General features: G+C 37.1%; 10 protein-coding genes. All 10 read left to right on the forward strand.

Features of this window, described 5'->3' with window-relative positions; genetic code table 11:
- Nucleotides 1-143 precede the first annotated feature (143 nt).
- Nucleotides 144-1,331 carry an oxygen-binding di-iron domain-containing protein gene (locus tag ACWTVK_RS06440; RefSeq protein WP_060925001.1) on the forward strand — a complete coding sequence of 396 codons (1,188 nt, stop codon included), beginning with the start codon at nucleotides 144-146 and terminating at the stop codon, nucleotides 1,329-1,331.
- Between the two features lie 683 nt (nucleotides 1,332-2,014).
- Nucleotides 2,015-3,982: an S-layer homology domain-containing protein gene (locus tag ACWTVK_RS06445; RefSeq protein WP_456046318.1), complete on the forward strand. Its 1,968-nt coding sequence runs from the start codon at nucleotides 2,015-2,017 to the stop codon at nucleotides 3,980-3,982.
- 345 nt (nucleotides 3,983-4,327) lie between these two features.
- A complete protein-coding gene (locus ACWTVK_RS06450; protein WP_119208347.1) occupies nucleotides 4,328-4,813 on the forward strand; it encodes a GNAT family N-acetyltransferase in 486 nt (161 codons plus the stop codon).
- A gap of 211 nt (nucleotides 4,814-5,024) precedes the next feature.
- Entirely contained in the window at nucleotides 5,025-5,774 is a 750-nt protein-coding gene (locus ACWTVK_RS06455) for a DUF969 domain-containing protein (RefSeq protein WP_456046319.1), read from the forward strand.
- Nucleotide 5,775: 1 nt separating this feature from the next.
- Nucleotides 5,776-6,705, forward strand: a complete 930-nt coding sequence (locus ACWTVK_RS06460; protein WP_105086341.1) for a DUF979 domain-containing protein — start codon at nucleotides 5,776-5,778, stop codon at nucleotides 6,703-6,705.
- A gap of 116 nt (nucleotides 6,706-6,821) precedes the next feature.
- Complete coding sequence (gene pcp, locus ACWTVK_RS06465; RefSeq protein WP_456046320.1) at nucleotides 6,822-7,475, forward strand: pyroglutamyl-peptidase I; 654 nt, start codon at nucleotides 6,822-6,824, stop codon at nucleotides 7,473-7,475.
- 74 nt (nucleotides 7,476-7,549) lie between these two features.
- Nucleotides 7,550-8,878, forward strand: a complete 1,329-nt coding sequence (locus ACWTVK_RS06470; RefSeq protein ID WP_456046321.1) for an S-layer homology domain-containing protein — start codon at nucleotides 7,550-7,552, stop codon at nucleotides 8,876-8,878.
- A gap of 339 nt (nucleotides 8,879-9,217) precedes the next feature.
- The gene (locus ACWTVK_RS06475; RefSeq protein ID WP_456046322.1) at nucleotides 9,218-9,439 is read left to right on the forward strand and encodes a helix-turn-helix domain-containing protein; all 222 of its coding nucleotides are present in this window, start codon (nucleotides 9,218-9,220) and stop codon (nucleotides 9,437-9,439) included.
- 21 nt (nucleotides 9,440-9,460) lie between these two features.
- Nucleotides 9,461-11,200, forward strand: a complete 1,740-nt coding sequence (locus ACWTVK_RS06480; protein WP_456046323.1) for a type I restriction-modification system subunit M — start codon at nucleotides 9,461-9,463, stop codon at nucleotides 11,198-11,200.
- Between the two features lies 1 nt (nucleotide 11,201).
- Nucleotides 11,202-12,359, forward strand: coding sequence for a restriction endonuclease subunit S (locus tag ACWTVK_RS06485; RefSeq protein WP_456046324.1), 1,158 nt, complete (start codon nucleotides 11,202-11,204; stop codon nucleotides 12,357-12,359).
- The last annotated feature ends 12 nt before the right edge of the window (nucleotides 12,360-12,371 follow it).

A 12,371-nucleotide genomic window follows, 5' to 3' on the forward strand; every position in this document is an offset into this window, starting at 1 on the left:
AATATGGTTATAATAAAACCATAGTTAATGACCGAGTTGTGATATATGCATAGGTATATACATAGGTACATATACACAGATACCACATAGGCCATACATATTGTTAATTGTGAAAGACTTTCACAAGAATTATGGAGGTTATTATGAGAAAGCATATAAAAAATAACGTATCTTGGGTTGGTAAAATTGATTGGGAATTACAAGAATTCCACGGCTCTGATTACAGTATTAATAATGGATCTAGCCAAAACGCGTACTTGATTGAAGAGGAGAAAACCGTCCTCATCGATACCGTATGGAAACCTCATTCCTCAGAGTTTATCGATAATTTGGAATCTGAAATTGATCTAAACAAGATTGATTTCATCGTATGTAATCACGGCGAAGTCGATCACAGCGGTTCCTTGCCAGCTTTGATGGAAAAAATCCCTAATACGCCAATTTACTGTACAGAAAATGCTGTTAAGTCCTTGGTTGGTCAATATCATCATCCAGAATGGAATTTTAAAACTGTGAAGACAGGTGATTCTGTAGATATCGGCAACGGTAAATCTTTGGTATTCGTAGAAATGCGCATGCTCCATTGGCCTGACTCTATGGCAACCTATATGACTGGCGATAATATTTTGTTCTCTAACGATGCGTTCGGCCAACATTTCGCGGTAGAAGAATTGTGGGCCGATAAGGCTGATCAATGTCGTCTATGGGCAGAGGCGATGAAATATTACGCCAATATTTTGAATCCATTCTCTCCATTGGTAAAAGCTAAGGTTGAAGAAATTCAAAAGCTCAACTTGCCAATTGATATTATCGCTACTAGCCATGGTGCAATTTGGCGTGAAAACCCATTGCAAATCGTAGAGAAATACTATGAGTGGTCTCAAGCATACCAAGAAGACCAAATTACAGTCGTATATGACACTATGTGGGATGGTACAAAGAAATTAGCCCATAAAATTGCTGATGAGATTGCTAAACAATCACCTGATACACGGGTTAAGATCTTTAATATCAGTAAAACAAATAAAAACGACATCATGACAGAAGTATTCAAATCAAAAGCGATTGCTGTGGGATCCCCAACAGTAGGGAATAGTGTTATCTCTTCTGTAGCTGGTTGGCTAGACTTTTTGCGTGAATTGAAGTTCAAAAATAAAAAGGCTGCCGTATTTGGTACCTACGGTTGGTCTGGTGAATCTACGAAGGTACTTCGTGAAGAATTAACTAAATATGGTTTCTCCGTGGTAGAACCTGAAATTAAATGTAACTGGAATCCAGATACAGATGATTTTGGTAAAGCAGAAGAACTTGTAAAAGCCTTGTTGGCATAATATACAAAAAGCTCCTAACGTTCATATAACGTAGGAGCTTTTTGGTTTTTATGATAGCTATGGAAAGGATATGGATGCTGTATATGTAGATTAAGCCTTGTTTTGTAAAGTTATGCAGATATTTTGGGTGATATGTGTATACTTATCAACTTATTTAAATAGATGTAGAATACTATTAAGAATAAAAATAAAATTATTATAAAATTCAGAAAAATGATTAATTATTCTCTTATTGGAAATTCAGAAAGTGTTCATGAAGTTAATATGAATAAGGGCTGATAGGCTATTTGAAATATTTATAAAACTTATTAAAGTGACGATTATTTATAAGTTATACAAAATATATTCTGTAGAATCTTAAAAAAGGTGTGATTTTTCTTACTCATCATTAAAAATGATGAGTATATTGATACAACAAAGAATACCAGTAATCATGCTATCTTTTGGAATTATGAAGAGTTATTAATGAACTTTATATGGGAAAAAGGCTTGTTTATATCGTAAAACTTTGATATGCTATGCGGGTAATCGACAATATAAATTTTTCTTAAAATGAATTGAATATATTTCTTAGCTTAGAATAAGAAGTATATTTTATCAGCCCGAGGAGAGAGGCGGAACTTAGAGAGAATGAAAAATTGTATTGTGTTTGGTTAAGAATTTTAATTTAGTGAGGGTGTAAGATGAGAGAAAACAAACATTCCAAAAAATTAGCATTTGCTGTATTAGCTGCAGCTGCAGCAGTAGGTACTGCTGTTGCTCCTGTTAGTGCGGCAACACCTGTATCTACAGCAGATGGTTTTATTTTTGCAGCCGTAGGTGATCAAGCTGGTCAAACTCCAGATATTACACATAATAGTGTTGCTTATGGTACTGTTGCTAATGGTACAGCTACTAGCATCGCTGTAGGTCAAGGTAATACAATTACAAGCGCTAATGGTTCTAGCAGCGCATATGGTAACCAAAATACTATTAATGGTAACCAAGCTAATGCTTTCGGTGATGGTAACACTGTTACAGGTGCGTTTGCACAAGCTTTCGGTGATAGCAACGTGATCAGTGGTACAAATGCTATCGGTTATGGTTATAACAATACTGTAGAAGGTACAACTACAAACTTCCGTGATCGTACTTTCGATAATGAGCCTGATTCTGCTACATTATTAAACGGTTCTTGGAATAGCAACTCCGTAGCTATTGGTTCTAAAAATACTGCAAAAGGTAGCTCCGCATTGGCAGTAGGTAATGAAGCAAAAGCAAATATGAGCGAATCTATTGCTATCGGCCATGAAGCTCAAGCTGATAAAACTTGGGGCATTGCAATTGGTACTCGTGCAACTGCTACTGATGTACGTTCTTTAGCACTTGGTCACCAAGCAAAATCCGCTGGTTACAAAGCTAATGCTATCGGTGCTGATGCTACAGCTAATGGTAACCATGCTAATGCTATTGGTTCCTCTGCGACAGCTACTGGCGATCATGCACAAGCATTCGGTGCTGGTGCTCAAGCAACAGGCGTACGTACTAACGTATTCGGTTCTGATGCAGCTGCAACTGCTGATTACAGCATTGCAATCGGTAACAAAGCTAATGCATCCACTGCAAACTCCATTGCATTAGGTGCTAATTCTACTACTCGTTCTGCAACAAATGTAACTAACGCAACTGTAGCTGGTCATACATATGGTGGCTTCGCAGGTACTAGCCCTGTAGGTTCTGTATCCGTTGGTAAAGCTGGCCAAGAACGCCAAATTCACAACGTAGCAGCTGGTAAAATTTCCGCTGATTCCACAGATGCTGTAAACGGTAGCCAATTGTACTCCGTAGCAAATGATTTACAAACTCAAATCAACAACTCCACACCAGGTCAAATCAACAATAATATTACTAACTTGAACAACCGAGTTGGCAATGTTGAAAAACGCGTTAATAAAGTAGGTGCAGGTTCTGCTGCATTGGCTGCTTTACATCCATTGGACTTCAACCCAGATGACAAATGGACAATCGCTGCTGGTTATGGTCACTACCACAATGCTAACTCCGCTGCATTGGGCGCTTTCTACCGTCCTAACGAAGACACAATGTTCTCCGTTGGTGGTACTGTAGGTACTGGCGAAACTCAATTGAACGCTGGCGTATCTCTTCGTCTTGGTAAACGTTCTCCTGAGTCCCGCTCTCGTGTAGCTATGGGCCGTGAAATTGCTGAATTGAACGCACGTCTTCAAGACATGGAAAACAAATATAACAACTTGTTACAAATCTTGACTCCACATGCAATTGATCCTAGCAAAACTGCTGAATTCCCAGACGTTCCTCGTAACCACTGGGCTTACCAATACATTAGCCAATTGGCTGGTAATGGTATCCTTGTTGGCTACCCTGATGGCACATTCAAAGGCGACGTTAAGATGACTCGTTACGAATTCGCTACTATGTTGTACCGTGCACTTCAAAATGGTGCTCCTATCGATGACAACATGAAACGTGCTATGAACGAATTTGGTCCTGAATTACAAAATATTCGTCTTAACCACTTCCGTGTGGATCGTATTTCTGGTGCTGACAACGATCGTCATAAAACAGAACGTGTTCGCGTTAACAACGAACCTAAAACTCAACGCGACGTATACGGTTCCCGTATTAATCAATAATATATTGATAACTTCCTCTCAAGCTTGTGAAAGCTCAAAAACAGGATGTATCCTTAAGATACATCCTGTTTTTTGTACTTATATAGATGCTAATATATTGCTTCTAAAATATTAATATTTATACAGTCTATGTATGTTGGATAACTTTTATGATAGAGAAGTATTGATGCTGGATGGTATATTGATATTACAATATATCATCCTCTATTTTCTTATTAGATATCAAAACTTCATGCAATATTTATGTAAATATATTGTAACTTAATACATATAGGTGTATAATAACCTTCATAAGTAATAAATATACAAAACTAGTGAATAAAATATAGATATGAGGGAAAGACCATGAAAGAATTTAGACAATTAACAGTAGCGGATACAGCAGAATATCATAAGGTATTAATTGACGGCTATGCAGCGATTAAAGACTATCCAATTACATTCGATGCTATCGATTTTACAGAAGAAGAATCCAAGGAGTGGATCGAAACCTATCCTGTATATGGATTGTATATTGATGGGCAACTTGTTAGTTCCATTACGTTCTGTATGCCGTGGATTAAATATTCTACACCGGATAAATTTCCACACATTGCTCACTTTGTAACGGCACCTGAGTTCAAAGGTAAAGGCTATGCTCGGGAAACGCTTGGTTATGCGGAAGAATTATTGATCAATCAATTTAAAACGCCAGCTGTTACATTAGGTACAGCACAAGAACATCCGTGGTTGCCTAAAATGTATGAATCTTTCGGCTTTAAAGCATATGATAAAGTTCATTTTAGAGGTAAACAACATACTACAATACTTTTCAAAAAAGATTTACTATAGTAAATCTTTCTATATATACTAACTAAACCTTATACATGATTTCATTTAATAGAGAGTGTCTTAATAATAAGATTTAAAAGCTACGTTAAATGGAGTAATGTGTAAGGTTTATTTATGTAAAAAATGAATATTTAGGTATATAATATAAACTATATATAGTATATCTATAGACTATGAGTTTATAGATGGTTTGTTGAAAGGATGTGTGACTATGTTAGTCTTATCTGGTATTTTAGTGATGGTCATCGGCCTGATGCTACGCTTTAATGCCTTGTTAGTTGTCGTAGCCGCAGGGTTTGTAACGGGCCTTGCAGGTGGCCTTAGTATCAACGATATCGTTGGTGCCATTGGGGAGGCTTTCGTTAAAAATCGTTATATGTCATTATTTATTTTGATTTTACCTGTTATTGGTCTTATGGAACGTCATGGCTTACGTGAACGGGCAGAAATTTTGATCGGCAAGATCAACGCTGCTACGGCTGGTCGTATTTTTATGATTTACTTATTTGTACGCGAAGTAACTGTAGCTTTTGGTATTAACATGTCCGGTATGGTTGCCATGGTACGTCCGTTGATCGCACCTATGAGTGAGGCTGCGGTAGCTCAAGGTCGTCCTGTATCTCAACGTACACTTGATAAGGTACGCGGTATAGCTGCTTCTGCCGATAACGTTGGTAACTTCTTTGGTCAAAACTTATTCCTTGCTGCTGGTGGATTGTTACTCATCAAAGGTGTTATGGAACAATTAGGTTATTCTGTGGAATTAACAGATATGGTACTGTACGGATTGCCAACAGCTGTTTGTGCATATATCGTTAACTTTATTCGCTTTATTATCTTTGATAAAACAATTCAAGCCTCTGTAGCTCGTGACGAAGCTGATATGAAAGCTGGTAAATTAGTACCAAATGAATTTAATATCCTCGTTACTCCAGAAGAATTAAAGAAGGAGGCTAATTAATATGTTAGAAATACTCTATAAAATGCAGCCTTTAGATTATGTATACCTTCTTGTAGGTATTATTCTATTTATTTTCGCAATTCAATCGTTTTTAGATAAAGAACATAAATATCGTATTGGTACAGGCTTATTCTGGTTATTGTACAGCGTATCCTTTATCTTTGGCTCTTATCTTTCTAAAGAAATCAATGGTTGGCTCGTAATTGGCATGGCAGCTATCGTTTTGGTAAAACAACTCGGTAAAGGTCATTACTTCGAATCTCCTATCGAATTTAAAAAAGATGAAGCAGTTCGTATCGGTAATATTATTTTTGTACCAGCTTTACTTGTTGGTATCATTACCTTCGTAATTGGTTTCTTTACTAAGCTAGGTGCTCTTGTAGGGATAGGTATTGCAGCAATCATCGCGATGTGTGCCGCTCTTTACATTACAAAAGGCAAACTTAACCAAGGCTTCCATGAAGGTCGTCGTCTTATCGATGCGATTGGTTGGACTGCTATTTTGTCCCAATTATTGGCTGCTCTAGGCTATCTATTTAATTTGGCTGGCGTTGGTAAAATTATCTCCAGTGCCGTAGCAAGTATAGTGCCAGCAGATAATGTATTCCTCGTAGTTGTTGCATACTGCATCGGTATGGTTATCTTCACAATGATCATGGGTAACGCCTTTGCAGCCTTTGCGATGATTACAAGTGCTATCGGTGTTCCAATGCTCGTTGTAGCTCATGGTGCAAACCCAGCTGCTGTTGGTGCTATCGCAATGCTTGCTGGCTATTGCGGTACTTTGATGACACCTATGGCGGCAAACTTTAATATCGTACCAGTAGCGCTCCTTGAAATGCGCGACCAATACGGCGTTATTAAAGCTCAACTTCCAATTGCATTGATTATGCTCGTATTAAACATCTTATTGATGTATTACTTTATTTAACTCATTTTGTGAAAGTACGATATTCTTATGAAACTATATGATATATCCTTTTAAGGTTACGTGTCATGTTTGATTATTCTAATGCACCATAAGATATATCGTTATGAGGTAGTGTGATGAAAACAATTTTGATTACCGGTTTTGATCCATTTGGCGGTGAACCTATTAACCCAGCTTGGGAAGCGGTAAAAACCATGGATGGCTATACCGATGGTGATTATAAGGTAGTGACTCAAATGGTTCCTACTATACGTTACAAATCTGTTGATACTGTGAAAGCAGCGGCTGAACAATGCCAACCAGACTTTATTCTATGTGTAGGTCAAGCAGGGGGACGCCCAGATATTACAGTGGAACGTGTTGCTATTAACTGCGATGACTTTCGTATTCCAGACAATGGAGGCAACCAACCTGAAGATGAACCTGTTGTATCAGATGGTCCTAGTGCCTATTTTGCAACGTTGCCCATAAAAAACATTGTTAACGCATTGCATCAAAATGGCATTCCTGCAAAGGTTTCTAATACGGCAGGGACCTTCGTATGCAATCACTTGATGTATGGCGTGTGTCACTACGCAGCGCAAAAAGGGAATATCAAGGCAGGCTTCATGCATATTCCGTACTTGCCATCTCAAGTGGTAGATAAACCAAACCAACCAAGTATGGCTGGCGAAACTGTACGTGCTACATTGGAAACTATTGTTCACGTATTAGCTCATGGTGAAAGCTACAAAGCACAAGATATTAACTATACAACACCTCACGAATAAAAAACTCAGATGTAATTAAAGTAATATTAATATATAAGATATTGTGTGATATCTATATGAGAGAAGGTCTTTTAATGAATAAAAAGTTGGTAGCAAGTTTAGTTTCCTGTATGGTATTGGGTTCTGTAAGTGTGTATGCAGCTAATCCATTTTCCGATGTAGATGCTTCTAGTTGGGCTTACCAATCTGTTGAGCAATTAGCAAATGCAGGTATTATTAATGGATACCCGGATGGAACTTTCAAAGGCAGCAATCCTATTACGCGTTACGAAATGGCTCAAATGGTGGCTAAAGCGATGGCTAACCAAGATAAAGCTAATGCTGAGCAACAAGCGATGATTAATCGCTTAGCGGACGAATTTAGTTCTGAGCTTAACAATTTGGGCGTACGGGTAGCAAAATTAGAAAACCAAGTCGGTAATGTAAAGGTAACTGGTAACTATCGATTGCGTTACCGTGGCAGCGAATTGAAAAATGATACCTATGCATATGGTAAACATTCTTCCTTTGATTATCGTGCCCGTGTTATCTTTAATGCTAAAGTTAACGATAAAACTGATGCTGTTGTACGTATTCAAGGCTCTAGTGAACTCGGTAATAGCAATGCAACACAAGGCAAAATTAATCTTGCCTATGTAGATCATCATTTTGGTAAAGATACAACTTTGCGCGTAGGGCGTCAACTCTATACACCGGCTCTAGGTCTTATGTATGATGATCTTGTTGATGGTGCTCGTCTTATGTACAAACATGGCAAGCTTGATGTGTCCGCTAGTTATGGTTACTGGTTGGGCGGCGCTCCTACATACCAAACTAAAGACAATACTATTACTGCCGCTATGGTTGAAGTTAAGGGTAAACTCAATAAACATGTTACCCTTGGTGGTATGTATGGTCGCTTCCATAATGGTAAATTGTACCAAGGCCAAGATGTGGATGCACTTACTGGTAAACAAGTTAAATCCTTTATTGATTCTCCATACAAAAACATTTGGGGCCTCAACGCAAACATGAACTTTAAACGTTGGAACGTCTTCGGAGAATGGCTTACAGCACCAGGCGTATCTGATTCTCATGCGTGGATGGCTAGCCTTGGTTATGGTAACTATGACATTAAGAAAGCTCATACTTATAGCGTTCGCGGTCAATACTACTATGAAGAAGCAAATTCTCCAATCTTCAGTAGTGCCTTTGCTCCTGCCTATAGCTTCTACAATCAACACTATGTAGATAATAAAGGCGTCGGCCATGTACGTAATGGCTTTAAAGGCTTCGTAGCAAATGTAAACTACGTACCATTCCAAAATGTATCCATCGGTGCTTACTATGGCTTCGGTAACAAAGACATGGACGACAATAAATTAGGTGATTACTGGCGTACAGATGTAAACTTCATGTTCTAATATATGTTGTTTGCATAACACATAATAGTTATATAATACATAATAGTTATATAACAGATCATGTTTACATAGCGTATAACATTTACGTAACACATAACCTAAATAAAGCTCGAGTTATATCTAAAAAGATGTGGCTCGAGCTTTTTCTATAAGATATTACTACTACAGTATTAATATCAAGAGTACTTTGAACTTATTTATATATGGTTATCATATTCTCTAATTTTGATATTGGCACATACTGATAAGTCAAAATGCTTAGTGGATAGATACTAAAAAAATATATATTTGTTTGCTATAATAATGCTATATTAATGGATAAAAAGGAGATGCATATATATGGATTTTCCTAAAGAAATAAAAAGAATTAGACAACGTTCATTTTTAATACGGCAGGAATTTGCAAATGCACTAGGTGTGGCTTTTTCTACCGTAAATCGTTGGGAATCTGGATGTTCAAAGCCAAATCTAAAAGCCATGAAAAGTATTAATACATTTTGTGTAGATAATAATATCTCTTATGAAGTACTAGAAGAATCTTGGCTTGACTATAAAATATAAAAATAAAGGAGCACTATTGTTATGACAGATAATGAATTAAAACAGTTAAAAGATACGCTATGGCACTCTGCTGATGTGCTTCGAGCTAGTGCTCATTTAGCTGCTAATAAATATGGTCAGCCTATTCTTGGACTTATCTTCCTTAGATATGCAGATATCTTATATAAACAACATAAGGAAAATATTGAGGAAGAGTATAATCGTCTTAAAGGCGGACGTATGGAAAAGTCCATCAAAGAAATCTCTATCGAGAAGTGTGGATTCTATCTTCCTGAATGTGCTTATTATGACTTTATCAATGATGCACCAGATGATGCTAGTAAAGCTACTCTTGTAAAGAATGCTATGGAAGCAATTGAGGCTGAAAACCCTAAAATGGATGGTGTCCTTCCCAAAGAAGTATATGCTCAGCTTGTACCAGAAGAAGAGCCAGAATTGCTCTCTAATATCATACGTATTTTCAAAGATATTCCAGAAAATAGTACAGTCGATATCTTTGGTGAAATTTATGAATATTTCTTAGGGAACTTTGCCCTTGCAGAGGGGAAGGATGGGGGAACATTCTACACACCTGCAACTGTTGTAAGATATATGGTCGAAGTATTAAATCCTCAGCCCGGTGAAAAGAAGTTTTTGGACCCTGCTTGTGGTTCTGGAGGTATGTTCGTTCAGGCCGCACGATATATGCATAATCACAATGCCAGTGAAAGTGAACAGATGAAATTCCGTTGCTATGGTGTTGAAAAGGAACCTGATACAGTAAAACTAGCAAAGATGAATTTGCTCCTTAATAATATCCGTGGTGATATTACACAAGCTAACTCATTCTATTCTGATCCATATAATGCATTCGGACAATTTGATTATGTAATGGCGAATCCACCCTTTAACGTCGATGAGGTTGTGGTTGAGAAGGTTTCTGACGATGCACGTTTTAATACATATGGTGTGCCAAGAAACAAAAGCAAATCAAAAAAGAAAGAATCTGATAAGAAAGAAACTGTGCCTAATGCTAACTATTTGTGGATTGGCTACTTCGCTACTGCCTTAAATGAAAATGGTAAGGCAGCACTTGTTATGGCTAACTCTGCATCTGATGTATCTGGTTCAGAATATGATATTAGAAAGAAAATGATTGAAGAAGGCATCATCTCTCAGATGGTAACACTTCCTTCTAAAATGTTCTCATCAGTTACCCTTCCTGCGACTCTGTGGTTCTTTGATAAGCAAAAGCCAAACACAGACAAGAAAAGTGAAATCTTATTTATTGATGCAAGAAATGTGTTCACACAGGTAGATAGAGCCCACAGAAAGTTCTCTGAGGAGCAAATCAAGAATCTTGGTGTTATCACAAAGCTTTATCATGGCGATACACAGGCTCTTGTTGATTTGATTGATGAGTATAAAGCAGAACTTGCAAATGCTCCAGAAGCTTCTGATGACAAGGAAGTTCTTACAAAAGCATATTGGCAGTCACAGATTGACTGGTTAACTGAAAGATTCCCTGACGGTGTGTATGCTGATGTTATCGGTCTTTGTAAGGCAGCATCTATGGACGGTGAAGACGGAATCATTGATCAAGATTATTCTCTTAATGCAGGCCGTTATGTTGGTGTAGTGATTGAAGACGACGGCTTAACCAAGGAAGAATTCAAAAAAGAAATGTATTCTTTAAATGTTGAGTTCACTACATTAAGTGCAGAGGCAAAGAAACTTGAAGAACTCATCGCAAATAATCTGAAAGGATTGTTGGGTGAGTGATATGGAATATGTAAAACTTAAGGATATAACGACGAAAATAACAAAGGGAACAACACCAGCTAATATAGGTGCCAGCTTTACAGATGAAGGAATAAATTATTTTCGCTCTGAAATGTTAGGAAAGGCTAAGTATTTGGATAAGTCTAGTGGAATGATGTTCATTTCAGAGAGCACACATAATAAACTCAAAAGATCTCAAATTGAGGCGAATGATATTTTATTTTCGATGGCAGGAATTTATCTTGGCAAACTTGCAATTGTAAAAGATGAAGATGTTCCAGCTAATACCAATCAAGCAGTAGCACTTATTCGATTTAACAAAGGTGTAAATATTGACTATATATATTACTTTATGGTTCAAAAAAGTTTCAATGCCTATGTGAATTGTATGAGTGCTCAAGCAGCACAACCCAATATTAACCTCAAGCAAATTGGTAATTTGCAAATAGCACTTCCCACCGATGAACAGCAGAAACGAATAGCTGATATTCTTTCAGCTTACGATAATCTTATCGAAAACAACAACAAGCGCATCAAACTTTTAGAGCAAATGGCTGAAAGTCTTTACAAGGAATGGTTTGTAAGATTTCGTTTTCCGGGATATGAGAATATAGAATTCGAAAATGTAATACCTAAAGGTTGGGATGTTAAAAAAGTCAAAAATTGTGTGAAAAGACTTCCTTTTAATCAGTTGTATAAACAGAGTGATTTGGAAAATGAGGGAACTGTAATTGTTATAGATCAATCTTCATCCGATTTTCTTGGGTTTCATAATAATGAGCCATCTCATTATGCAAGTATAGAAAAACCTATTATCTTATTTGGCGACCATTCGTGTAAATTTGTTTTAATGATTAGAGATTTTTCTCTTGGGGAAAATGTTGTCCCGTTTATAACAGCTTATGAGAATGAGATTGATAATTATTATCTATATTATGCAGTTCATAAGCTTATTTCTACTGAAGAATATAAAAGGCATTGGGGTCGACTCACAGCTATGAAAATATTTGTTCCACCATATCAATTACAAAAGGCATTTTCTGATATCGTTACCCTGCTGATAGAAGAAGAACAGAAACTGTGGAATGAAAATCAATTATTAAAAAAGCAACGAGATATGATTTTGCCACGCTTGATGAGTGGAAAACTTGAGGTTTAAGGAGGTGTTCAT

It is taken from the genome of Veillonella sp. Ser01, from assembly GCF_053850375.1.

Bases quoted from the DNA above. Each gene is read 5' to 3' on its own strand.
- ACWTVK_RS06450 (WP_119208347.1), top strand. From the start codon at position 4,328: ATGAAAGAATTTAGACAATTAACAGTAGCGGATACAGCAGAATATCAT.
- ACWTVK_RS06440 (WP_060925001.1), top strand. From the start codon at position 144: ATGAGAAAGCATATAAAAAATAACGTATCTTGGGTTGGTAAAATTGAT.
- ACWTVK_RS06455 (WP_456046319.1), top strand. From the start codon at position 5,025: ATGTTAGTCTTATCTGGTATTTTAGTGATGGTCATCGGCCTGATGCTA.
- ACWTVK_RS06460 (WP_105086341.1), top strand. From the start codon at position 5,776: ATGTTAGAAATACTCTATAAAATGCAGCCTTTAGATTATGTATACCTT.
- ACWTVK_RS06475 (WP_456046322.1), top strand. From the start codon at position 9,218: ATGGATTTTCCTAAAGAAATAAAAAGAATTAGACAACGTTCATTTTTA.
- ACWTVK_RS06470 (WP_456046321.1), top strand. From the start codon at position 7,550: ATGAATAAAAAGTTGGTAGCAAGTTTAGTTTCCTGTATGGTATTGGGT.
- ACWTVK_RS06445 (WP_456046318.1), top strand. From the start codon at position 2,015: ATGAGAGAAAACAAACATTCCAAAAAATTAGCATTTGCTGTATTAGCT.
- ACWTVK_RS06480 (WP_456046323.1), top strand. From the start codon at position 9,461: ATGACAGATAATGAATTAAAACAGTTAAAAGATACGCTATGGCACTCT.
- pcp (WP_456046320.1), top strand. From the start codon at position 6,822: ATGAAAACAATTTTGATTACCGGTTTTGATCCATTTGGCGGTGAACCT.
- ACWTVK_RS06485 (WP_456046324.1), top strand. From the start codon at position 11,202: ATGGAATATGTAAAACTTAAGGATATAACGACGAAAATAACAAAGGGA.